19 protein-coding genes are annotated in these 22,796 nt (G+C 64.2%); 3 read left to right on the plus strand and 16 right to left on the minus strand.

Going from position 1 to position 22,796, the window contains the following annotated elements:
• Positions 1–37: 37 nt before the first annotated feature.
• The 3 genes from CAL22_RS13630 to CAL22_RS13640 all read right to left on the minus strand — a co-directional run bounded on the left by CAL22_RS13630 (position 38) and on the right by CAL22_RS13640 (position 4,184).
• A complete protein-coding gene (locus CAL22_RS13630) occupies positions 38–2,440 on the minus strand; it encodes a TonB-dependent siderophore receptor (RefSeq protein WP_143276974.1) in 2,403 nt (800 codons plus the stop codon).
• A gap of 231 nt (positions 2,441–2,671) precedes the next feature.
• Complete coding sequence (locus CAL22_RS13635) at positions 2,672–3,664, minus strand: FecR family protein (RefSeq protein ID WP_094814139.1); 993 nt, start codon at positions 3,662–3,664, stop codon at positions 2,672–2,674.
• 16 nt (positions 3,665–3,680) lie between these two features.
• Positions 3,681–4,184, minus strand: coding sequence for an RNA polymerase sigma factor (locus tag CAL22_RS13640; protein ID WP_094814141.1), 504 nt, complete (start codon positions 4,182–4,184; stop codon positions 3,681–3,683).
• Between the two features lie 269 nt (positions 4,185–4,453).
• Here CAL22_RS13640 and CAL22_RS21335 point away from each other — a divergent pair, with 269 nt between their 5' ends.
• Positions 4,454–4,906, plus strand: a complete 453-nt coding sequence (locus tag CAL22_RS21335; protein WP_244193887.1) for a PaaI family thioesterase — start codon at positions 4,454–4,456, stop codon at positions 4,904–4,906.
• A gap of 243 nt (positions 4,907–5,149) precedes the next feature.
• Here CAL22_RS21335 and CAL22_RS13650 read toward each other — a convergent pair whose 3' ends face one another.
• From CAL22_RS13650 to CAL22_RS13675, 6 genes are all read right to left on the minus strand, one after another.
• Positions 5,150–6,496, minus strand: coding sequence for an MFS transporter (locus tag CAL22_RS13650; protein WP_094814145.1), 1,347 nt, complete (start codon positions 6,494–6,496; stop codon positions 5,150–5,152).
• Positions 6,497–6,575: 79 nt separating this feature from the next.
• Positions 6,576–7,745, minus strand: a complete 1,170-nt coding sequence (locus CAL22_RS13655; protein ID WP_167383642.1) for a mandelate racemase/muconate lactonizing enzyme family protein — start codon at positions 7,743–7,745, stop codon at positions 6,576–6,578.
• 130 nt (positions 7,746–7,875) lie between these two features.
• On the minus strand, positions 7,876–9,243 hold the full coding sequence (locus CAL22_RS13660; protein WP_094814148.1) for an MFS transporter: 1,368 nt from the start codon (positions 9,241–9,243) through the stop codon (positions 7,876–7,878).
• Positions 9,244–9,395: 152 nt separating this feature from the next.
• Positions 9,396–10,844, minus strand: coding sequence for an NAD-dependent succinate-semialdehyde dehydrogenase (locus CAL22_RS13665; protein ID WP_094814150.1), 1,449 nt, complete (start codon positions 10,842–10,844; stop codon positions 9,396–9,398).
• Between the two features lie 36 nt (positions 10,845–10,880).
• Entirely contained in the window at positions 10,881–12,083 is a 1,203-nt protein-coding gene (locus CAL22_RS13670) for an iron-containing alcohol dehydrogenase (protein WP_094814152.1), read from the minus strand.
• A gap of 42 nt (positions 12,084–12,125) precedes the next feature.
• Entirely contained in the window at positions 12,126–13,133 is a 1,008-nt protein-coding gene (locus CAL22_RS13675; RefSeq protein WP_094814154.1) for an Ldh family oxidoreductase, read from the minus strand.
• A gap of 87 nt (positions 13,134–13,220) precedes the next feature.
• On the opposite strand from CAL22_RS13675, the gene CAL22_RS13680 reads away from it, so the two are divergent.
• On the plus strand, positions 13,221–13,940 hold the full coding sequence (locus CAL22_RS13680) for a GntR family transcriptional regulator (RefSeq protein ID WP_208622000.1): 720 nt from the start codon (positions 13,221–13,223) through the stop codon (positions 13,938–13,940).
• A gap of 138 nt (positions 13,941–14,078) precedes the next feature.
• On the opposite strand, the gene CAL22_RS13685 is transcribed toward CAL22_RS13680, so the two are convergent.
• The 3 genes from CAL22_RS13685 to CAL22_RS13695 all read right to left on the minus strand — a co-directional run bounded on the left by CAL22_RS13685 (position 14,079) and on the right by CAL22_RS13695 (position 18,074).
• Positions 14,079–15,071, minus strand: coding sequence for a tripartite tricarboxylate transporter substrate binding protein (locus CAL22_RS13685; RefSeq protein ID WP_094814156.1), 993 nt, complete (start codon positions 15,069–15,071; stop codon positions 14,079–14,081).
• A 97-nt stretch (positions 15,072–15,168) separates the two neighbouring features.
• The gene (locus CAL22_RS13690; RefSeq protein WP_094814158.1) at positions 15,169–17,271 is read right to left on the minus strand and encodes an acetate--CoA ligase family protein; all 2,103 of its coding nucleotides are present in this window, start codon (positions 17,269–17,271) and stop codon (positions 15,169–15,171) included.
• Positions 17,268–18,074 carry an enoyl-CoA hydratase/isomerase family protein gene (locus CAL22_RS13695; protein WP_094814160.1) on the minus strand — a complete coding sequence of 269 codons (807 nt, stop codon included), beginning with the start codon at positions 18,072–18,074 and terminating at the stop codon, positions 17,268–17,270. Before CAL22_RS13695 ends, CAL22_RS13690 begins: the two co-directional genes overlap by 4 nt.
• Positions 18,075–18,196: 122 nt before the next feature.
• Between CAL22_RS13695 and CAL22_RS13700 the strand changes: the two genes are divergently transcribed.
• Positions 18,197–19,021 (plus strand): IclR family transcriptional regulator, encoded by an 825-nt coding sequence (locus CAL22_RS13700; RefSeq protein ID WP_094814162.1) that lies wholly within the window; start codon positions 18,197–18,199, stop codon positions 19,019–19,021.
• Between the two features lie 61 nt (positions 19,022–19,082).
• On the opposite strand, the gene CAL22_RS13705 is transcribed toward CAL22_RS13700, so the two are convergent.
• From CAL22_RS13705 to CAL22_RS13720, 4 genes are read right to left on the minus strand one after another with little or no spacing between them, the layout of a single operon-like run.
• Positions 19,083–20,000 (minus strand): SMP-30/gluconolactonase/LRE family protein, encoded by a 918-nt coding sequence (locus CAL22_RS13705; protein WP_094814163.1) that lies wholly within the window; start codon positions 19,998–20,000, stop codon positions 19,083–19,085.
• 15 nt (positions 20,001–20,015) lie between these two features.
• The gene (locus tag CAL22_RS13710) at positions 20,016–20,987 is read right to left on the minus strand and encodes a Bug family tripartite tricarboxylate transporter substrate binding protein (RefSeq protein ID WP_094814165.1); all 972 of its coding nucleotides are present in this window, start codon (positions 20,985–20,987) and stop codon (positions 20,016–20,018) included.
• Between the two features lie 43 nt (positions 20,988–21,030).
• Positions 21,031–21,342, minus strand: a complete 312-nt coding sequence (locus tag CAL22_RS13715; RefSeq protein ID WP_094814167.1) for an AtuA-related protein — start codon at positions 21,340–21,342, stop codon at positions 21,031–21,033.
• Positions 21,342–22,688: an acyclic terpene utilization AtuA family protein gene (locus CAL22_RS13720; protein WP_244193888.1), complete on the minus strand. Its 1,347-nt coding sequence runs from the start codon at positions 22,686–22,688 to the stop codon at positions 21,342–21,344. The genes CAL22_RS13715 and CAL22_RS13720 overlap by 1 nt, the downstream gene beginning before the upstream one ends.
• Between the last annotated feature and the right edge of the window lie 108 nt (positions 22,689–22,796).

Raw genomic sequence — 22,796 nt, forward strand, 5'->3', positions numbered from 1 at the left:
GGGCCGGCAGCGTTGCACTCACACACCCAAGAACGACTTAGAAAGCGTACTTCACGGTCAGCATGGCCTTCTGCGGCGAGCCATAGAACCCTTGTCCATCGCCCGTCAGGTCAAAGTACTTCTTGTCGAACAAATTGCTGACATTGAGCTGGGCCGACAGATTCGGCGTGAAGCGGTATTGCGCCATCAGGCTGGCCAGCAGCACCGCCCCCTCGGATCGGCGGGCATCCACCCCCGAGGAAGTGGTCAGATCGACGTAGATGCCGCTGCGCCACTGCAGCCCCCCGCCGATCGTCAGCTTGCCGGACGTGCCGGGCACCAGATAGCTCGTGAACAAATGGGCCAGATTCTGCGGGTGATAGCTATTGAAGCGATTGCCACTGGCATCACGTACCTGCGCACGCGAGAATCCGGCGCTGACTTGCCAGCCGGAGGCCACTTCGCCCGACACCTGGACCTCGAAGCCTTCGCTGGTTACCCCCTTGACGCCGCGATAGGCATACTCCGACGTCCCTTGCACGAAACGCGAGCCGTCCTGTTCGGCCACATTGCGCTCTTCGATGCGAAACACCGACAGGGCCGTCGTGAGCTTGCCGTCCAGATAGTCTGCCTTCAGGCCGGTTTCGTAGCTCTTGCCCTGCACCGGCGAGAGGTAATTGCCGCTGACATCGCGATAGGACTGCGGCTGGAAGATATTGGTGTAGCTCACATAACCGGTGTAGGTCTCGTTAAAGTCGTACAGCAGACCCGCATACGGCGTGAAATCTTCGTTGCGCATGCGCGTATCGCTGGTTTGTTGCACCCAACGATTCTGCCGGCCGCCCACGATCAGCTTGAGCGCGTCGGTGACCGACAGACGCAACGCGCCGTAGACACCCGTCTGGTGGGTATTATTCTTGCCCAGCGAGTTGAACGCGCCCCATTGCGGTTCCGGATAGGAGCCATCCCACTGGTAAATGTCGCCCACCGCGGCGGTATTGAGCGCCGGATAGTTGCCATAGCGCAACGTGGAACGGCTGCCGATGAGCCCGAAGATCGCCTCATGCTGGCGGCCGAGCAGCTCGAAAGGCCCGCTGGCCTGCACCGATGCCGTGTTCTGGTCGAACTCCTGATGCGAACGATTCAGCCAGGCGCTCACGCCCAGGCCCGTATCGCGATCCGGCTGCCCCATCAAATACAGCAATTTGGAGTCGAACTTGCTGTCGAGCCGGCTGACATTGGCGGTGATGTTCCAGCCATTGTCGAACTGATGCTCCAGCGACGCGTAGGCGGTGTTGTTGGTCGTGCTCCACCGCGTCCAGTCCGCACCGATACTGAAGCCGCGCCGCCAGCTTGCTGCCGAGCCGTCGCTATAAAGCATGGGCAAACCGCCCCAGGTCACATCGGTAGGCCGCTTGGCCTGATGCTCGAATCCGACCCGCACCGTCGTATTGGGCGTGATATCCGCCTCGACGGTCGCCAGAAACGCCTCGTTGCGCGTGTGATAACGATCCAGATACGAATCGCGCTCCTCCATCATCCCGGCCACCCGGGCCCGCACCGTACCCTCGGTATTGACGGGCGTGGACACATCCACGGTGGCGCGTCGTTCGTCCCAAGACCCCAGGCCGAGCGACACCGAGCCGGTCAGCTCCTTGCTCGTGGCCCGCTTGCGCACGACGTTGACCGACGCGCCAGGGTTGCCTGTCCCGGTCATCAGACCCGTGGCCCCGCGCACCACTTCGACCCGGTCATACAGCACCGGATCGAAGTTGGACATGCCGAAAAAATCGTTCTGCGTAGAGGTCGGCACCCCATCGTAGGAATAGGTATCAACGTAAAAGCCGCGCGAATGAATGTCGGTGCGATCGATGTCCGAAGACGTCGTGACCAAGCCCGTGACCGTCTTGAGTGTTTCGCCCAGCGAATTCAGATTTTGATCCTCCAGCTGTTGGCGCGTCACCACGCTGACCGACTGGGGTGTTTCGCGCGGCGACAGGCGCAGCCCGGTGGACGCCGTCGTGGCGCGCACCGTATACGAACCCGTGCCTTCAGAGGTGAGCAGATTGCGGCCCTCGACCTTGACCGGTTCGAGTTGCGTGGCCTGGCCGGCCGCCGGGCGCGACAGGGTGATCGTGTTGCCGCGGCGCTCGTACTCCAGGCCGCTGCCCGCCAGCAGACGGCGCAACGCCTCCTCGGGCGGCAGCGTCCCCGCCACGGCAGGGGCCTGGATACCCGCCACGAGATCCTGGGCATAGAAAATCTGCATCGAGGTCTGGCGCCCCAATTGCAGCAATGACTGCTCCAGCGGCTGCGCCGCAATGCTGATGCGCGCTTCGGGCGTCTGGGCTCGCGCCGTCATCGGCGTGCTGCCCAGCGCCAGCGCCAATGACAAAGACAGGGTGCCTAACGCAAAAGGCGTACGTAACGCGTTCTTCTGGCGTGCAACTTCGGTTCTCACGATCTTTCGTTCCAAATCAATCAAGCCGGCGCTTGAGCGCCCCAACCCTTGGCCAAGGTTTCTCCCGGTGCATGGGCCAACTGGCCGGACATGCCCCCTCGTAGGAACAAACGAGCGGGCGCGGCAAACACCTCAATGAAAATGAAAACTATTTTGTAACAGCGCCCGGAACGGTTCTGGCGAGGCCCGGAGCGGCTGGCAGATCGCGCGGCCGCCCGACGTGACGGCGCCTCAGCGCGGCACGATCACCGCACTGCCGTCAGGCTGCATGCGCACCTGCACCGGCGCCACGGCAGGCAGCGCCGCCAGAATGGCTTGCGGCTCATCGATATTGAACACGCCGGCCACGCGATAATCGCGCAGCGCGGGCGCCTGCAGCGTGGCCGGGTACTCGAGATAGCGATTCATCTCGGCAACCACCTGCGTCAGCGGCGCATTGCGGAACACAATCTTGCCCTGCCGCCAGGCGAGCAGATTCTCGATGTGCACCGGCATCACGGCGCTCAGCGCGCCTGCCGCATCGATGTCGACGGCCTGACCGGCCACCAATCGCCGCTCGGCCCGGTTCCACCACGCTCCCGAGGTGACCTGCACCGAACCCGACTCGACGGCCACCCGCGAGTCCTCCGAGCGCACGTCAAAGCGCGTGCCGGTCACCGTGACCGTCACTGCCGGCGCGCGCACCACGAACCGGCGTTGCGTTTCGTGCTGCACGGCGAAAAACGCCTGCCCGCCGGTCAGCGACACCTCACGCCGGCCCTTGAAGAAAGCGACCTCCACGTGGGTGTTGACGTTCAGGTTGATGACCGAACCATCGGGCAGCGTGACTTCGCGCCGCTCGCCGGGCTGCGTGACATAGGCGGCTTGATAGGACGGCGCTTCCGCGGTCAACAGCGGCACGGCCGCCACGGTGACACCGACAAGGGCGCAGGCCACGGCCGTCGCCGCCCACCCGAAGTAGCGGCGCCGCGATGGCTGCGCGCCGCCCGACGCGGCGCGGCTGGCCGCCAACATCGATCGCAGCTCCTTCTGCGGCAACTGACGCGTGGCCTGCCAGAGATACTCGACCCGCCGATACGCCTCATCGTGCGACGGATGAGCGCGCCGCCAGGCGGCACAGGCATCGATCTCGCCGTGGGTGGCCTCACCCGAATGCACGCGCGCAAACCACCCTGCGGCTTGGGCGCGCAGGGCTTCGGCGGAGTGGGCGTCGGTCGGGCTCATGGAAAACACATAGGTCTCAGACGGGGGGCGCGTGATGCTTGAGCTTCTCGGCGATATGCTGCAATGCCCGGATCATATGCTTTTCGACCATGCTGCGAGAAATCCCCATCTCGGCGGCGATCTCCGCATGGCTGCACCCCTCCAGCCGATGCTGCAAATACACCCGCTGACAGGCGGGGGGCAAGGCCTGCAATGCGGCCATCAGCTCCGCCAGCAACTCGGCGGTGTAATAGGCGGACTGCCCGTCGCCGACCGTGGGATGCTCGTGTTCGGCGAGCTCATCGAGCGCGCGAAACGGAATGATGCCCCGGCGCCGATGGCGGTCTATCACCCCATTGGACGCGCCGCGCGCCAGATAGGAGCGCGGCTCCTCCAGATCCACGATGCCGCGCTCGAGCAACTCCACCGCCACGTCCTGAAGCGCGTCTTCGCCATCGGCGGAATGCTTGCTGCGCCATGCCCCCAGCAACTCGCGATAATGGGCGAGCCAGCCTTGCTTGCGCTTGAGCGATGCAGACATGCGGGGCGGCGGAAAGGGGGAAAGTGCGCAATATTAACAATAATTCTCATTCTTATAATTTGCGCCCTGGCCGCGACCGCCCGTCGAACGCCGCTGGCGGTTGCTGCCTGCCCTTCCCCATCCTCAGGTGGCGCCCGGCCGTGAAACAATACGGCTCCGCTCCCTCAACAGGAAACGGCGACCGGCCGTGTTTCCAGCCATACCAAAAACACCGCCCGGGCAGCGCCGCGCATGCGAGTCACCGTCCGCCATTTGTCAGGATTCCGAACGTGAACGAACCTACCCAGCAAGACAGCCCGCCGTCCCAGATCGCAAGCGGTTTCGCCGATGGCCCGCCCAACCCGGAGAACCCCCTGCTTGAACACCTGGGAATCGAGCTGGTGGAGGTCCAGAGCGGCCGCGCCGTGTTCTCCATGGACATCACCCCCAAACACTTGAACCGCCAAGGAAGCTTGCAAGGCGGCGTTTACGCTACCTTGCTGGATGTGGCCTGTGGCTACGCAGGTCTGGCTGCCAGCGACGACGAGCCATTGGGCAATGCCGTGACCGTCACCTTGAACATCAGCTATCTCGGCAAGGTCAGCAGCGGCCGCGTGCTGGCGATCGGGACCGTCACGCGCATGGGACGTTCGATGTACTTCGCCACGGGCGAGCTCCAGACCGAAGCAGGCACGGTGGTGGCCACGGCCCAGGCTGCCTTCAAGCGCTCGCGGGCCAAATAGCGCTGGCGTCTCTGGCGCGCCGTGCGCCGCAGTCTGGACAAGGCCGCCAGGCGCGGGAACATCCCGGTTCGCTCAACACGGGCCGGCGCCACGGCATCGCATAGCGATGCGCTAGCGGAAGTGCTCCCCTCCCGCCGTTTGAGAGGTCGCTTTCGGCCATAGATCGGCAGCGACGGTGGGAGCAGCTTTCGCTGGGCGATAGCGGATACAGGCCTCTTGCCTATCGCCCCAACGGACTGCGGCTCAGGCCTCCTCGTTCCTGCCGGCCGCGAATGTCCGGGCCGGAATAGACAAGGCCAGAATGGCCGTGATGAACAAGGAGCATCCCAACACATAGGTGCCGTTATTGATATCACCGGTGAGCTTTTCCATCTCGCTGGAAATCAGCGCACCACTGATTCCGGAAAGACTGCCCAGGCAATTGATCATCGCAATCCCGGCCGCGGCGGCCGCGCCGGTCAGGATGCGGCCCGGAAATGTCCAGAACACCGGCATCACCGAGAGGATGCCGGACGCTGCCACGGACAAGAACAGAATCGACAAGGTGGTATTGCTATGGAACCAGGCGCTGAGTATCAGCCCCAAGCCGCCGAAGATCGCCGGAATCGCGGCATGCAAACGCCGCTCGCCGGTGCGCTTGGAGTGGTTGGCATTGAGCGTCATGCAGATGGCAGCGCAGGTGAACGGAATGGCAGATAGCAGCCCGATCTCAAGCGTCGTCGAGACCCCCGTCGCCTTGATGATGGTCGGCAGCCAGAACGACAGGCCGTAGAAGCCCGTGTTGTAGGTAAAGACGATGCCGGCCATGACCCAGACACGCCAATCGCGAAACGCCACCGAGAATTTGTGGGACTTGTGTTCCAGTTCGCCACTCAAGGACTGTTTCACATAGGCCTTTTCGTCGGCGCTCAGCCAGTGAGCGTCATCGACCTTGTCTGTCAGGCAGAAGAAGACCACGAAGGCCAGCAATACCGCGGGCAGCCCCTCGATCAAGAGCATCCATTGCCAGCCGTGGTAGGTCGCCATCCCATGCGTCACCTGCATCAACCAACCCGACAACGGACCACCGATCACAAGGCTGACGGGAAGCGCGAGCAGGAAACCCGCCATGATCTTGCTTTGCTTGTTCGTCGGCACCCATTGATTGACATACAAGATCACGCCGGGAAAGAACCCTGCCTCGCAGGCGCCCAGCAGAAATCGCAGCACGTAGAAAGACGTCTCGTTGCTCACCCCGAACAGGCGCGCCAACTCGGCGGTAAACATCAACGAGATCGAAACGATGCCCCAGGAGATCATGATGCGGGCGATCCACAAGCGAGCCCCCACGCGATTCAACATGGCATTGCTGGGGACTTCGAAGATCACGTAACCCCAAAAGAACACGCTGGCGCCAAAGGCGTACGCCGCCGTGCTCAGATTCAGGTCATCGAGCATCTGCAACTTCGCGAAACCGACATTCACGCGGTCAAGATACGAGACGATGTAGCAGACGAACAAGAGCGGAACGATACGCCACCATATCTTGCGGGAAACCACTTCTTCCATTCTGTGCTGTGCTGCGGCATCCAGTGCCATTTCCATTTTCATTATTGTCTCCAGTGATGCTAGGGCTGCGGCCACGCGCTGCATGCGTGGCCGGCCCGCCTGCCTTTATTGGTTTTCCGCGTCAACGATTGCCGAGATTCCTGCTCGCGGCCGGTTGGGTGCTATCGATCGAACCGAACAGGCGATCGTTGTCGCTCACCGCCCACTTCCGCGCGACGGTCTCGTTCAGGTTGTGACCCAATCCGGGGCGCTTGGATGGCACGACCTGTCCGTCGCGCCATTCGATAGGTTCATCGAGCAATTCCGCATGCGCGCCGGTGAACTTGCCCATGCCTTCCGTAATCAGCAGATTGGGGCTGGCCAGGCCCAATTGGATGGAGGCGGCGGCCACCAGAGGACCGCCATAGACGTGAGGCGCGATCTGGATGTAATTGGCTTCGGCCATGGCCGCGATCTTCTTGGCCTCCCACAATCCCCCGACCTGGCTGACGTCGAGATTGAAAATGGAGGCGGCATCCTCGCGGATCAAACGGGCGAACTCCCACTTCGAAGTCAGGCGTTCGCCGGTGGTGATCGGAATGCTCGTGCCGCGAGCCACCTTTGCCATTTCGCTGGCCAGCTCCGGCGGCACCGGCTCTTCCAGCCACAGCGGATCGAATTTCTCCATCCGTTTGGCCACGCGTATGGCCGAGCTGGCCGTCATCTGGCCATGCGTGCCGATGATGATGTCGCACCGCTTTCCGACCCGCTTGCGGATCTCCGCGATGGTCTGCTCGGCCAGATCCAGGGCATCCAGCGACCATTGCAGAGGTGTGACCTGGGAGGCATGAACATCCGAACCGGTCATCAACGGAAAGGGATCCAGCTTCAGGCCTGTGAAACCCTGATCCGCGAACTCCGCGGCCCGCTCTCCCACCGCGCCCGGATTGAGCCAGAAGTCGAAGCCGAGCTCCTTGTCCGAAGGCGGCGCGCTGATATAGGTATAGGTGCGCACCCCCTCCCGAAAACGTCCGCCCAGCAGCATATGGGCCGGCATGTCCAGCTCTTTGCCGATAGCGTCCCAGCAGGCCATTTCGATACCACTGTAGATGGCCGTCTTCAGCAAATCACCGGTGTGGCTGTAGAAGCTGTTGTAGTACTTGTGGTAAGTGTGCTCGACGTTACGAATGTCCGTGCCGACGAAAAAGTCCTCGCCCACCTGTTCGACCGTCGTGGCGAAGGTGCGCGGCCGCAGGTAGGCCTGCGTGGTGAAGATCTCGCCGTAGCCGGAGATCCCTTTATCGGTGTCCACGCGGACAAACATCCACACCGGCCCACCGATATACGGGGTAGGGTTTGCGACAGGAAAAGCTTCAATTCCCGTGATTTTCATGCGACTTCCTTGGTTGAAAATGAGACGTTAAAAACTGGCCTGCAAGCCCTCATGGGCGCGCAGGCCGGCGCCGGGCATGGGTCTCCGGCCCGATCAGAAGAGCCACGATGGTGATCAGGCACATCGCCAGCATGTACAACGCAACGGGCCAGAAAGCCCCCGCGAACTTGGCGGTCAGTGCCGTGGCGATAATGGAAGCCGTCCCGCCCAGCACGGCGGCAGTGATTTCGCGCGCCGTCGTAAATCCCGTCACGCGCAGACGTGGGCTGAACAACTCGGAGAAGTACGACGCCTGCGCCGCAAACATGGCCTGATAGCCAATGGACAGCATCAATGCCATCGCCGTCACGGCCATCACCGAACTGCCGCTATTGAGCATGTTGAAGAACGGCCAGACAAACAAAGCCATGAAGATGGCCCCGCCGATGTAAACCGGCTTGCGCCCGACGCGATCGGTAAGCGCCCCGAACATCGGGATCGTCAATAGCGACAACGCCTGCCCGACCTGGATGCCGATCAGGCCGACGCCCGAGCCTATGGCCGTCCAGCCGACCAGATAAGAAAGGATCCAGACCTGGAAGACATTCACGCCCGTGATCTCGGCGGCTCTGGCGCCAAAGGCCACCAAGAGGTTTTTGCGTGCGGCCGGATCGCTGACCAACTCACGCACCGGCGCAGAGGCCAGCAGATCATCTTCCTTCATCTTCTCGAAGACGGGAGACTCCTGCACTTTCAACCGGATATAGGTGCCGACGGCCACCACCAGCAAACTGAGCAGAAAGGGAATCCGCCATCCCCAGGACAGGAAGTCCTCTTTGGGAAGTTGTTGGAACAGCGTAAAGATGGCCGCGGAAAGCAGAATCCCTGCGGATACCCCGATACCCGGAAGACTGGCGAAGAAGCCGCGCCGTGGCTTGGGCGCATGCTCGGAAGTCAGGGCGACCGCGCTGGCATACTCGCCGCCCGCGGCAAAACCCTGCAACAACCGGCATACCGCCAGCAGAATGGGCGCCCAGATGCCGATGCTGTCGTAAGTCGGCAGCAGGCCGATGACCGCCGTCGCGCCGCCCATCAGAAACATGGTGATGAGAAGCACCTTCTTGCGGCCTAGCCTGTCACCCATGCCGCCGAAGTACAGCCCTCCTATCGGGCGAGCGACAAAGCCCAGGGCCAGCGTACTGAACGACGCGATGATGCCCGTGACAGGATCCAGCGAAGTAAAGAAAAGCTGGCTGAAAATCAGCGCGCTTGCCGTCCCATACAGATAAAAGTCGTACCACTCCAGAATACTGCCCAGGATGGACGACCAAATCACCCGTTTCAAGCCGACCTTCTGCTCCTCGGTCTGCTCATGGGCCGCGATGCTGTCTTCGTCTGCTGCCGCGGCCTGCCTCAATGCACTGTTGTCTGCGTACATCTTGTCTCCTTCGTCCCCATGTTCAGGACGGCGGGACAGCGCGCCGGATGGTATGGCGCACTCCCCCTGCCGCCCTCCTGTTTTGTGCGGCGTTATCCCCGGGTGGCGGCTCGCTCTACGGCGGTCCCGCTACCCGGGGGTGTGTGCGCGGCCTACCAATTGGCCGAGATGTATTTGGCCTCCATGAATTCGAGCATTCCGTGATGAGCCCCTTCACGACCCAAGCCGCTTTGCTTGACACCGCCAAACGGGGCGGCGGGATCCGACACCAGACCCCGGTTGAGGGCGACCATGCCGCTTTCGATCTTCTCGCTGACTCGCAGCCCGCGGGCGAGGTCTTTTGTAAAGACATAGGCGACCAGGCCGTATTCCGTGGCGTTGGCCAGTTCCAGCACCTCGGCTTCCGTCTCAAAGCCGACGATGGGCGCGACCGGGCCGAAGATCTCTTCATTCAAGAGATCCGCATCCTTGGGCACATCAGCCAGCACGGTCGGCGCATAGAAGTGGCCCTTGCGATCCAGCCGCTTGCCTCCCGTCAGCACCCGCGCCCCCTTCTGGCGCGCATCATCCACCAACTGCGCGACCTTGGCCGCCGAAGCCGCATTAACCAACGGCCCGCACTGTGTCTGGGCCGACTCCCCGTCACCCACGGTCAGGGCGCCCATGCGCTGAGCCAGCCGTTGGCTGAACTCGGACAGCACGTTCTGATGCACATAGAAGCGGTTGGCTGCCGTGCAAGCTTCCCCGCCATTGCGCATCTTCGCCACCATGGCGCCTTCGATGGCCAGGTCGAGATCGGCATCCTCGAAGACGATGAAGGGTGCGTTACCGCCCAGTTCCATCGAGCAATTGATGACCTGATCTGCCGCCTTGCGCAACAGCACCCGGCCAACCTCGGTCGATCCGGTGAACGACACCTTGCGCACGCGCGGGTCGTCGAGCACGGCATTGGCGATCTTGCTGGCCGACGAGGACGTCAACACATTGACCACGCCGTCAGGCACGCCGGCCTCGATCAGCAACGCCGCCACGGCATACGCCGTCAACGGGGTCTCGGTGGCGGGTTTGAGAATGCACGTGCAACCGGCGGCCAAGGCAGGCGCGATCTTTCGCGTGGCCATCGCGGCAGGGAAATTCCACGGCGTCACCAGGAAGGAAACGCCCACTGGCTGATACTGCACGACGATACGCGCGGCGCCGGACGGAGACATCCCTATGTCGCCATTGATTCGGACCGCCTCCTCGGCAAACCAGCGGAAGAACTCCGCCGCGTAGGCAACTTCGCCGCGCGCATCGGCCAGCGCCTTGCCGTTCTCCAGGGAGATGAGCCGCGCCAGCACTTCAGCGTCGCGCTGCATCAACTCAAAGCACTTGCGCAGAATTTCACTGCGCTGGCGCGCGGGCGTGGCCGCCCAGCCCGGCGCCGCAGCGGCGGCCGCATCCACCGCGGCAATGGCATCTTCCGGCGACGCGTCCGCGACCGAGGCTAGCAACTCCTCGTTGGAGGGGTTGTAGACGTCAATCCGTCGGCCGGACGAACCGCCCCGCCACTGGCCGCCGATCAGCAGGTCGGTGGGAAGGTTATTGATGGAAGTAGGCATCACTAAAGTCTCTCTGATTAAGCGTTGTCGTTGGCGTTAGTTACGGCCATGGAAAGCGGCGTCGACGATCTCGCGCACGTCGCTGACCTGCAGAGGCCGGGGGTTGTTATTGATCAGGCGCGCGGAGAGCATCGACTGCTCGGCAACCCAATCGAGTTTGTCGGCGGCCAGTCCCAGCGCCTGAAGCGTCGCGGGAATCCCGACACTGCGGCAGAGTTCACGGGTGCGATCGATCGCGGTCCGGGCCGATGCGTCTGCCTCGTTGACCCCCATCGCCATGGCGACCTCCTTCAGATCCTGCTCGCACGCCGGTGCGTTAAAGGCCATGACATAGGGCAACAGCGCGGCCACGCCCAAGCCATGCGCGGTATGCGTCAGCGCCCCTACCGGATACTGAATGGCATGGGCCGCCGCGGTTCCGGCAACGCCAAAGGCCAGGCCGGCGGACACCGCGCCCGCCATCAGCATGGAGCGCGCCTGGAGGTCGCTGCCGTCGTCCACCGCACGCCGCAGGTTTGCCGTGATGACACGGATCGCCGACAACGCATGATGGTCGCTAAAGAGGTTTTTGCCGACGAACACGCGTTTAAGAGCGAGGTCCGGCTCGAAAGGATGACGCACCGCGGTAAAGGCTTCGATCGCATGCGTGAGCGCGTCGGCGCCGGACAGTGCCGTCAGCCCCGGTGGGCAACTAAGCGTCAGCTCGGGATCGCAAATGGCGGTGTGCGGAATCAGATAGGGGCTGGAAATCCCGACCTTGAGATCACGAGACTGGTCGGCCAGCACGGCCACCGGCGTGACCTCCGAACCCGTCCCTGAAGTGGTGGCGATCGCAACCACCGGAATGATGGGACCGGGCACCTTGAATTCGCCGTAATACGCGTCAAGCGGCCCGCCATGGGTGAACACCAGACTCACCAGTTTGGCCAGGTCCATGCAACTGCCGCCGCCCAATCCAATGACAAGCTGCGGCTCGAAATCCTGGAACTGCGCCACACAGTCATAGACGCCCTGGACCGGCAACTCCGGTTGGGTGCCGTCGAATACCCGGGCCTCTACCCCCTGCTGCTCGAGGCTGGCCAGAATCTGGTCCATTTCGGGCGTGGTGGCGAAGCGCTGATCGGTGCAGATCAACGCGCGGCGGCCGATGGCGGCCGCCACCTTGCCCACCACATGACGCTGGCCAGGCCCAAACAGAATCGAATGCGGCGTGCGCATGACGCCAAAAGTCTCGAGCATCTTGTTTCCTATCGCGGTTAAATGAATGACGGTGCCCAGCGCTCAGGCGGCCAGGCGTTCCAGCGTGTTCCAGACATCGGTGGCCATGCTGATCCCGCGCTCGACGTTGGCGGCCCGCCGCCTGCGAGCGCCATCTCCAGGCACGACAACCGGCGCGTCCGCCTTGGCGGGCGTGCAGCGACGGATCTCATCCAGATAGGCCGCCACGGCAGCGCCCACCCCGCTCGCCGGTTCCATCACGATGAATACATCGCCCTTGTTGCAGACCTGCGTGGAATCCAGCGTGCCTTGCACCTCGCGGCCCATGGCCGAAGCCGTCAGGCTGCCCACCAGCACCTCGAATGCCAGCCCCAACGCATAACCTTTGGCCTGACCAAACGGCGCGATAGCGCCCTGCTTCGCCGCCTGGGCGTCCACGGTCGGTTCGCCTTCGGCGTCCAGCGCCCAGCCGGGCTCCAGGGGCAGATTGCGGTGGGCATAGTCATGTACTTTGCCCATGGAGATCAGGCCCGTAGCCATATCCATCACAAACGGTGCCGGCTCGGCCGGCACCCCGATGGCGATGGGATTGGTACCCAGCATCGCGCGGCGTCCGCCCCAGGGGTGGACCAAGGCTTCGCTGGTACTCAGGCCGATTAGCGCCTGACCTCTTCTGGCCACGTGTTCGGCATACAAGGCCAGCATGCCGATGTGGTTGTTGTTCCGAATGACGGCGGCCGCCACGCCAGTCTTGGCTGCGCGCTCTCCGATCTGCTCCAAGGCCCGAAACGCCACCACCGGTCCCAGGCCGCGCATGCCGTCAACCTCCAGCAACGCCTCCTTCTTCCAGTGGCTTTCGCCGCGCGTGACCGGGTCGATCACACCATTGGCGATCCGTTCGACGATGCGCGGCAAACGCAGCAGCCCGTGCGAGGCTCGCCCGCGCAACTCGGCTTCGATGAGCAACTCGGTCTGAACGGCGGCGTTGCCAGGCGGTACTCCCGCCCGGTGGAGCACCGTCTGGGCCACATGGCTGGCTGTCTCCACGCCTATCGTTATCGTGCTTTTCATAAACTATAATATCCGATACGAAATATGATTTGAAATATCCTACATGGGCGTTATCATCAACGTCAAGAAAAGAAATTGGAGTTCGTGATGGCCATCGAATTGAGCGCGCGACGCATGCGTCCGGCACCCGACCAGGCGGCGTCACAGCAGGTAGCCCCCCGCCAATCATTGGGCGACGAGGTCTACGAGCTATTGCTGTCGCAGTTGATTTCCCTGAAGATTTCGCCAGGCAGCCGCATCGCGATTGACGCGCTGGCGCGGGAGTTGGGCGTTTCTCAGACCCCGATCCGGGCGGCCCTGATCCGCCTGGAAAACGAAGGCATGGTGCTGAAAATCCATAACGTCGGCTTCAGCGCTGCCCCGATGCCCTCGCGCGAGCGCTTCGTGCAGATCTATGATTTGCGGCTGTTGCTCGAGCCCTACACGGCGGGCAAGGCGGCGGAGAACCTGAGCGACGATTCCCGCGCCCAGTTACTCGAAGCCGCCGGGCTCATGAACGAACCGGCCAGCAAGGACGTCAAGCTCGCCTACAGCAAGTTCGCGCTGCAGGATGCCCAGTTCCACGAGCTGATCGCCAGGCAAAGCGGCAACGAGCTGGTAAAAGAAGCGCTCTCGCGCGCCTATGCGCACGCGCAACTGTTCCGGCTGCGCTTTCACTCCCGCGTCACGGAAGAGGCGATCACCGAGCACGCCAATATCGTCACAGCCATCCTGGCCGGCGATGCGAAGGCTGCGAGCGCGGCGATGGAGCACCACATCGAGCAATCGCGTGGCCGCATGCAGCCCTTTTTTGACGATATGGAATAGCCAACACCCTCTGTGCCCTGCCCTGGATCGGCCGGGAGAACCTGGCGGCGGTCCTCCCCGGGCAAGCGGCCAACCATTAGCCGCAAAAACGACACGCGCGCCTGCCGGCGCGCGTGTGACATCGGCCCGTACCCTGCGTCAGGGATTGTCGGTAATCCCCGCGTCCTGAATGATCTTGCTCCAGCGCTGCTCTTCATCGCGCACATACTCACCCAGCGCCTCGGGGGTACCCACGCTGGCGACCAGGCCTTCGAGCTCCAGGGCCGCCTGAAAATCCGGTTTACCCGATACATTCTTGATGGCGGCGTTCAGGCGCTCGACGACTGCTTGCGGTGTGCCCTTGGGGACGAAGACGCCGTACCAACTGTCCACGAAGTATCCGGGCTCACCGGATTCCGCCACGGTCGGCACGCCGGGATAGGCCGGCGAACGATCCTTGGTGGTCACGGCCAGGGCGCGCAGCTGCCCGCTTTTCACCTGACCGCTGACGCTGGCGGACGTGGAGAAAATCATATCGATCTGACCGCCCATCAGATCATTGATGCCGGGGCCGGCGCCCTTGTAGGGCACATGCAGGATATCCACGCTGCCCAGGCTTTTGAACAGTTCGCCAGCCAGGTGGGCCGAGGTGCCGTTTCCGTAGGATCCGAAAGTCAGCTTGCCCGGATGCGCGCGTGCATATGTCAGGATGTCCTGCACGCTTTTGAACGGGGCCTTGGGCGACACCACCAGCACATTGGGTGACTTCCCGATCAGCGCCACGGGCGCAAAATCCTTGTCCGTGTCGTAGGGCAGCTTTTTGTGGATGGCCGGATTCACGGCATGTGCAAACGTGGACATCAGCAGGCTATAGCCATCGGCGGGACTCTTGGCGACATTCTCGGTACCGATGATGGTGCTGCCGCCCGGGCGATTCTCCACGATCACCGTCTGACCGAGCTCCTCGCTCAACCCTTTGGCCAACTGGCGCGCGATGATGTCGGTGCCTCCTCCAGGGGTGAAAGGCACGACGATGCGCACGGGGCGCTCCGGGAAGTCGGCCCGAGCCTGGGGCGCGCCCAGCAGCCCGAGGATCAATAGCGCCGAGCCGAGCGTTGTGACACGGCGCCGCGCAATCTGTCTGGCATTCATGATTGTCTCCTGATGTTGTCCGCGCCCGTCTGCTTGAAGCGCGTGAGAAAAAACCGCAGCGCCCTCCCGGACGCTCGCTCCCGGCCCAACGGGCCGTCTAGGGGGTGGCATCCCGCAAAATGACGATTCCGTCAGCCGCGCACACGCCCAGACCCGAAGGCCTGACGAATAAGGGGTTGATCTCTGCCTCCACCAACTGCTGACCCAGCGCCTGCGCCATGCGCGAGAAGCGGATCACGGCATCGATCAAGGCGGGCACGTCGGCGCGAGGCCGGCCCCGGTAACCGTCGAGCAGGGGCCAGGTCTTGAGCCGCCGTAAAGCCGCCGTGACCTCGGCGGCGGAAATCGCCGAACCGTCTTGCGGCAATAGCACCAGCGTCGTATCCCGGATCAGTTCGGCAACCACGCCGCCCATGCCGATCAGCAGCGCGTTACCCAAGGGGTCCTGATGCACCCCCACGATCACCTCGGCAGCGCCAGACACCATTTCCTGCACCAGAAACGCTTCGGGACGTTGCCCGGTGTGTCCATGAACCTCATCCTGCATCTGGCGCAGGCGCGGGCCGATACGCTGCGCATCCAGTCCCACCGCCACGCCACCCACTTCACTTTTGTGAAGAATGTCGGCGCTCAATACCTTCAAGACCACGTTCGGCCCCAGGCTGAGCGCCGCCTCGACGGCCTGGGCCTCGGTGTGCACGATGATCTCCCTCACGCCGGGAATACCAAAGCGCGCAAACAGGGCTTTGGCCTGCGCCTCGTCCAGCGCGCCCTTGAGCTCGCAGCGCACGGGCGGCACGATCGATCCGGAACGAGGCGCTGACGCAAGGCCGGCCGACGATCGGACGCGCCACATCGCGGACAACGCGGCACTCACACTCTCCGGCGCCTGAAACGCCGGGATGCCATATCCACTCAACACCTGCGCCGCGGCGGGCGCATGGGGGCTGATATAGGCCAAGACGGGCTTGTCACTCGAGGCGAGCGATTCCCTGAGCGCGCCCGCCATCAGCTCGGGCTGCGCGACGGCCGATGAGCCCACGATGACGACCAGAGCGTCGTAATCCTCGCTGTCGAGCACGATACGGATCGCGCTACGCAGCAGCTCCGGCTGCAAGCCTGCCAGCGTCACATCGATGGGGTTGCGGTCCAGCGCCGCCTGATCGCCCGTTTGCAGCGCGCGCAATGCCGCCCCGGTGTCCGGCCCCGGAGCAGGAAGCTCGAAGCCGTCGACGCCCAGGCAATCGGCAACCAGCGTGCCCGCGCCGCCGGTCGAGGTCAGGATCGCCACCCTGCGGCCCTTGAGTTCGCGCTCGCTGACCAGCGCGGCCGGAATATCCAGCAGGTCCGCAAACTGCCGGGCGCGCACAATGCCCACCTCGTCGAACAGGGCGTCATACATGGCATCGGTACCCGCCAGCGCCCCCGTGTGCGAGGCTGCCGCGCGCGCGCCGGATGCCGACCTGCCTATCTTGAACGCGACGATGGGCTTGCCGGCCTGCATCGCCTTGCGCGCGGCTGCCAGGAACGCCTTGGGGTTGCGTATCGTCTCGATGTAGAGCGCGATGACCCGGGTCGCGGGATCGTCGGCCAGTTCATCGACAAAATCGGCCAGGTCGAGATCCACTTCGTTGCTCGTGGAGATCAGCTTGGAGAACCCGATGTGCCGCGCCGAAGCGCGCGACAGCAAGGCGCCCAGTATCCCCCCGCTTTGCGAGACCAGCCCGATGGCGCCGCCATGTAAGGCATCCATCTCCAGGACTCCGCTGGCCGACAGGATGATGCGGTCGGTCAGATTGACCAGGCCAATGGTGTTCGGGCCGAGGATGCGCATCGACCCGGCGGCTTGCCGCAACTGGCGCTGGCGCTCGATACCGGCCTGCCCCGTCTCCGAGTAGCCACTGCCGAGCACGATCGCCGCGCCCGTACCGATGCTGGCCAGCTCACGGATGGCGCGTTCGGTGCGCTCGGTGCCCAACAGTACGATGGCCACGTCTGGCGCTTCGGGCAAGGCGTTGACATCCGGATAGCAGCGCAGGCCGGCGATCTGCGCGGCTTTCGGATTGACCGGATAGATACGCCCCTGAAAACCATGTTTGAGCAGATAGGCAATCGGCCTGCCTGAGGTTTTGGCCGGGTCCGCCGAGGCGCCCACGACGGCCACACTTTGTGGCCGCAACAACTTTTCCAGCGCACTCATTTGCCCTCCCCTTTCGCCGCGGCCATCGCGGCCAGAAAGGCCGACACCGAAGCACGGTGTTCCGAACTGGTGTAGCAGATACCCTGCGCCTGGCTGCCCATGGCGAACACCTGGTCCGCCGTCAGCTCCGAGCTTTGATCCAGGATCGATTTGCTCAATGCGAGCGCGGTCGACGATCCCTGTGCAAGCTCGGCCGCCCATTCCTGCGCCGTGCTCAGCTCGTCTCCGGCCGGCGCGAGGCGGTCCGCGATCCCGAGCGCCAGCGCTTCCTGCGCCCCCACCCTGCGGCCTGAGTAAATCAGCTCCTTGGCGCGCGGCAACCCGATGCGGCGCGGCAGAAAATACATGCCGCCGCCGTCCGGAATGAGCCCGCGCGCGATGTAGCTCCAGGTGAAAGAGGCCATCTCGGAGGCGACGACGAAGTCGCAGCTCAAGGCGGTGTCGGCCCCCAAGCCCGCCGCCGCGCCGTTGACCGCCGCGATGGTCGGCTTGGGCATGCGGAACAAGAGGTTGATGGTGTGATGCACGCGCTGCTGTCGCGCCCAGCCATTGAAGGCCACCTCACCGGCCGGCGCCTCCATGCGGCGCTGCATGCCGGCGATGTCGCCGCCCGCGCAAAAGCCTTTTCCCGTGCCGGTCAAGACCAAGGCCTTGATGGCGCGGTCCTGGGCGACCGACTCCAGTGCATGAATGAGCTCGGTGCGCATCGGGTCGCTGATCGCATTGCGCTTTTCCGGCCGGTTCAAGGTCAGCGTCGCCACGCCGCGATCCTGTTGAAGTTTGATGAACTCGTAATCCGCCATGTCTCTCGTTCCGTCATCTCTGAAAGCCAGCTATTGCTCTTGCAGGTTTCTGCTGGCGACGACGACACCTTAGGCGCTACAGTGGCGGGACACACTCCCCTATTTCCACAGAATGGAATTGCATGGCCGCCTCGACTTCGCCCGAGCCCACCGCGACCGCCCGCCCGCGTTTCGGCGGCGTCAGCCAGAATCGCTCTCTGGAGCGCGGCCTGGAAATCCTGCGGGCGTTCCGCCCTGGCACGGACCTGCTGGGCAATGGCGAGCTCGCTGACCGCACGGGCCTGTCCGCCGCGACAGTCAGCCGCCTGACGCAGACCTTGGTGACCGGCGGATTTCTCGAGCACGACCGGACCGCGCGCGCGTACCGGCTGGCCGCGCCGGTGTTGAGCCTGGGACACGCCATGCGGTCCGCCTCCCCCGTGCTCAAGGCCGCCACCCCGCTCATGCAGGAGCTATCGCTCAAACTGAAGGTCAATGTCGGCCTGGCCGCGGCGGACCGCAGCGACATGATTTATCTGGAGTCCATCCGCTACAACCGCAGGCCGTCCCTGCGCACCATCGTCGCGGGCCAACGCGTTCCCATGGAGCTGACTTCCCTGGGACGCGCCTACCTCGCGACCCGAGCGGCCCCCGAGCGCGATGCCTTGCTGGCTACCATCAGACAAGGCTATCGGAGCGCGACGTGGAAACCCGTGGGCGCAGCCATCGAGGCCGCCATGGCAAAAGTCCATGCCGAGGACTATTGCGCTGCCTCCTGGCAGCCCGGCATCGTGGCGATGGCGACTCCGCTGCGCTTGCCGCAAGGCCAGACACTCAGCCTGAACCTGAGCCTGGCCGTGGACGAGCCCGTCAGGCAGGTCGCCCGCCGGTATGTGCGGGCGTTGCTGGCGCTCAAGGCAGCGGTCGGCCGGGCGGTGGCGCTGGCCGGACCGTCAGGGCCAGACTGAACGGCGCCAGGCGCGGCGGCGACGCAGGCCGCGCCCTGCCATCGCCGCCTGCCCTCGGCCCCTATGGCAATGGCTGATGATGCAGGGCCAGGCCCGGCTCATGCCAATCCAGGGCCACCAACTCACCGCGATGCGACAAGGTCACAAAGGCGGTGCGCAACGCCGGGCCGCCGAAACACAGATTGGTGACCTTGCTGTCCGGCACCGTGTGCCAGTAGATACCGCCATGCCGCGGATCGACCTCCATGATGGCGCAATGCTCGAGCGCGGCAACGCATACTCTGCCCGAGGCGGTCACCGCGAGGCTGTCCAGGCGCAGGTAGCCCCCCGGCGCGGCGACCAGCCGGCCGCCGTGAGGCGAGGGATAGGCATTGCGCCGGAGTTCTCCGGGACCCGCCACCTCGAAAGACCAGACTCGCCCGGTGTCGGTTTCAGCGACGTAGACGTACTTGCCGTCAGGCGACAAGCCCACGCCATTGGGCGTGAGCAAGGGCGTGGCCACCCGCCGGATGCAGCTGCCATCGGCCTTGGCCCAATACAAGGATCCGAGGTCCATCTCGTGGGCGCGCCGCTTGCCCAGATCCGTGAACCAGAACCCGCCCTGCCCATCGAACACCAGATCATTGGGGCCTTTCAGGGGCAAGCCGTCGCAGGCGTCGTAGAGCCTGTCGCTTTTACCGGTGGCCGGATCGACGACTTCGATCCAGCCCCCCGCGTAATCGGCGGACGGCCCATGCGGCCTGAGTCCGCCATTCTCGCGCACCCAGCCGAAACCGCCGTTATTGCAGACGTAGATCTGGCCTCCAGGCCCGACGGCCGCGCCATTGGGACCGCCGGCCAATTGCGCCACCCTTTGCAGCCGGCCGTCCGCATGCACCCGCGTCAAGCGCTGTGCCTGTATCTCCACCAGCAGGACACTCCCATCCGCTTCGGCGATGGGCCCCTCCGGAAACGCCAACCCTGTCGCGATCAAACGCATGACATCCTCCGTCCCTCAGTCGACCTTGGCCCCGGACATCTGCACCAGCTTGCCGTAGCGTTCGATTTCGCTGGCGGTAAACGCGCCCAGCTCCCGAGGACTCTGATAGCGCACCGTCGTGCCGGTCGCGGCCAGTTGTTCCCGCAACTTTGGATCCGCCAGAATCCCCCGATAGACCTCGCCGATTTTCTTGACGCGTTCGGGGTCGGTGCGGGCCGGCGCATAGATGCCGAACCAGGCAGCGATGACGGAGTTGGGGTAGCCCAGCTCCGCAGTGGTCGGCACGTCCGGCAGCCAGGCCGGCCGCGTGGAGCTGGCCACGGCCAGCGCCCGCATCTTGCCGGTATCGACATGCGGCTTGAGGGCCTGATAGGGATAGAAGACCAGCGATACCGTGCCCGCCATGACATCGGTCAGCGCCTGCGCGCCGCCCGGATAGGGCACGTGCATCATGTCGATGCCCGCCTCGCGCTTGAAGATTTCACCCACCAGATGGGCCGGCGTGCCGTTGCCGGTCGAGGCAAAAGAAAGACCGCCCGGCTTGGACTTGGCCAAGGCAACGAGTTCGGCCAGCGACTTCGCGGGAAAATTCGCGCCCACCACCAGCACATGATCCTGATCGGCAAGACCGGCCACGGGCGCGAAGTCAGCCACTGGGTCATAGGAGATCTTGGAGTAGAGCGCCGGATCGATCGCGTGCGTCTGTGTGGTGCCCACCAGCAATACCTGGCCGTCTGGCGCGCTGCGCGCGACCAGTTCGGCGCCGATCATGCCGCTGGCGCCCGGCCGGTTCTCGACAATGACCGGCTGGCCCACCTCGGCCTGAACGCCGGCGCTCAGTTGGCGGGCCAGCACATCGGTCGCCGTGCCCGCGCCGTAAGGCACGATGAGGCGGATCGGCCGATCCGGATAGTGGGTGCCCGCGCGCGCACTTGACATGATCCACGGCAAGGTCAGCAGCGCAGTATTGAAGGTGCGGCGATGCATAAGGTTGTCTCCCCTCTTTAGGTGTTATGCGTTGAGGCCGGCGTCAATCCGGCAGGACGATGTTCAGCATCAGATAGGACAGCGATTTTCCGTGGGGATCCTGGGCGGTGGACACCGTCACGCCGCCTCCCAGCGCGTTGTGGATGACGAAGTTCAAGGCCCGAAGCTGAGGCAGCTCGTGGCGCTCGACCGGGCCGCTGGCGATATGCTGAAAGGCGCTGGCGACCAACTCCGAGCTCAATTGCCGCCGGATGCGCTCCCAGCCCTGCGCGTCATAGGCGATGACCGAAATGTTGGCGATGTTGCCCTTGTCCCCGGCTCGGGAATGGGCGATGGTGTGAAGCAGCGTGCCCATCAGAGGCGCTCCATGGTGACGTGAGGATGCACCCAGTGCCTGGGCATCAATACCGACTTGACGCCGATGACTTCACGCAAGGTACTGGCGCTGCCGCCACTGCCTGCCGGGCCGTTCAGATTCAGCGTCTTGACCTCCACCCCGACTGCCCTGGCGGCTTCCTTGTGCAGGCTGCGCCCGCACACGCGCAGACGCACCTCGTAGGCGCCTTGCGCCTGGCCATGCTCGCCGTGCAGCGCCGTATGGCCGATGAGATCCACGCGCAAGTCCTCGAAGACATGCGCGGCCTCTTGCAGCCGCAGTTTGACGATCTCCCCGGCCAGACGGGCACGCGCAAACGCATTGGGGCCGGCGTAGGCGATCTCGCCCTCCCCCATCCACCCCGCCCGGTAGCCGACCGACACTTTGTAGGAGTCGGTGCGCGGACGTGCCCGCACGCCGCTGACCGCAACGCGGTCCCGGCCGATCTCCTCGAATCTCGCCTGCGCGATGTCCAGCACACAATCGGCGGTCACGTAGGCATGAGGATCATGGATCTCGTAGAGGGCCTGTTCCGTGCAGGTCGCGGCGTCCAGGCGTCCGCCCGTGCCGTCCACCTTGCCCAGCTCCATGCGGCCGTCGCGATGCACGTCCACATACGGCATGCCCACGTGCGCCAGGTCGGGCACCTCTTTGACGCCGGGATCGGCGAAACACCCGCCGCTGACCTGCGCGCCGCATTCGAGCAGGTGGCCGGCAAACGTGCCCGCGCCTATCAGAGGATAGTCGTCGTAGCGCCAGCCCAGCCCGTCCATCATGCACGCCACGAACAACGCCGGATCCGCCACGCGCCCGGTGATCACCATGGCCGCGCCCTGGCCGAGGGCGTCGGCCAGGGGCGCTGCTCCCAGATAGGCATTGGCCGCCACGACATCAGGCAGCAAGGCTTCGACCGGCGTGCCGCACTCCATCAGCCGCAACTCCGGGTGAGCGCGCAAGACGGCCAGCACATCGTCGCCTTCCACGACGCCGATCGGGCCCAGGCTGACCTGGTTGGCCTGGCACCATTGCCGCACGGCCAGGCGCGCCTGGCGCGGATTGGCCGCGCCCATATTCGTCACGATACGAGTGCCGCGCGCCACACAGACCGGCAGCACGGCAGCCAGCCGGTCGATCAGATTGGGGGTGTAGCCGAGGTCGGGGTGGCTCAGCCGGGTCAGCGTCTCGCGCGCGATGGTCCGCTCGGCCAGGCACTCGAAGACCAGGTAGTCCAACTGGCCGCGCTCGGCCAGATCGCGGGCCGGGGCCACCCTATCGTCGGCGAAACCCGCCCCCACGCCTATCCGTATCTGCTCGTTTGTTGCCACGCATGCTCCTCCCGGGCCTATCGATGCCCTGGAGCGCATTGTGGTGAGCGCGACATAAATACAGAAGTGAATTTATTTTATCTATATGATGCCTTTTACGCATTTATA

The organism is Bordetella genomosp. 12 (assembly GCF_002261355.1).
In the GTDB taxonomy this organism is placed as follows: Bacteria; Pseudomonadota; Gammaproteobacteria; order Burkholderiales; family Burkholderiaceae_B; genus Bordetella.

Excerpts from the sequence above, each read along its gene's own strand:
- CAL22_RS13670 (WP_094814152.1), bottom strand. The coding sequence starts at position 12,083 with ATGCTCGAGACTTTTGGCGTCATGCGCACGCCGCATTCGATTCTGTTT.
- CAL22_RS13675 (WP_094814154.1), bottom strand. The coding sequence starts at position 13,133 with ATGAAAAGCACGATAACGATAGGCGTGGAGACAGCCAGCCATGTGGCC.
- CAL22_RS13710 (WP_094814165.1), bottom strand. The coding sequence starts at position 20,987 with ATGCATCGCCGCACCTTCAATACTGCGCTGCTGACCTTGCCGTGGATC.
- CAL22_RS13680 (WP_208622000.1), top strand. The coding sequence starts at position 13,221 with ATGGCCATCGAATTGAGCGCGCGACGCATGCGTCCGGCACCCGACCAG.
- CAL22_RS13695 (WP_094814160.1), bottom strand. The coding sequence starts at position 18,074 with ATGGCGGATTACGAGTTCATCAAACTTCAACAGGATCGCGGCGTGGCG.
- CAL22_RS13685 (WP_094814156.1), bottom strand. The coding sequence starts at position 15,071 with ATGAATGCCAGACAGATTGCGCGGCGCCGTGTCACAACGCTCGGCTCG.
- CAL22_RS13665 (WP_094814150.1), bottom strand. The coding sequence starts at position 10,844 with ATGCCTACTTCCATCAATAACCTTCCCACCGACCTGCTGATCGGCGGC.
- CAL22_RS13690 (WP_094814158.1), bottom strand. The coding sequence starts at position 17,271 with ATGAGTGCGCTGGAAAAGTTGTTGCGGCCACAAAGTGTGGCCGTCGTG.
- CAL22_RS13660 (WP_094814148.1), bottom strand. The coding sequence starts at position 9,243 with ATGTACGCAGACAACAGTGCATTGAGGCAGGCCGCGGCAGCAGACGAA.
- CAL22_RS13705 (WP_094814163.1), bottom strand. The coding sequence starts at position 20,000 with ATGCGTTTGATCGCGACAGGGTTGGCGTTTCCGGAGGGGCCCATCGCC.
- CAL22_RS13640 (WP_094814141.1), bottom strand. The coding sequence starts at position 4,184 with ATGTCTGCATCGCTCAAGCGCAAGCAAGGCTGGCTCGCCCATTATCGC.
- CAL22_RS13650 (WP_094814145.1), bottom strand. The coding sequence starts at position 6,496 with ATGAAAATGGAAATGGCACTGGATGCCGCAGCACAGCACAGAATGGAA.
- CAL22_RS13715 (WP_094814167.1), bottom strand. The coding sequence starts at position 21,342 with ATGGGCACGCTGCTTCACACCATCGCCCATTCCCGAGCCGGGGACAAG.
- CAL22_RS13635 (WP_094814139.1), bottom strand. The coding sequence starts at position 3,664 with ATGAGCCCGACCGACGCCCACTCCGCCGAAGCCCTGCGCGCCCAAGCC.
- CAL22_RS13700 (WP_094814162.1), top strand. The coding sequence starts at position 18,197 with ATGGCCGCCTCGACTTCGCCCGAGCCCACCGCGACCGCCCGCCCGCGT.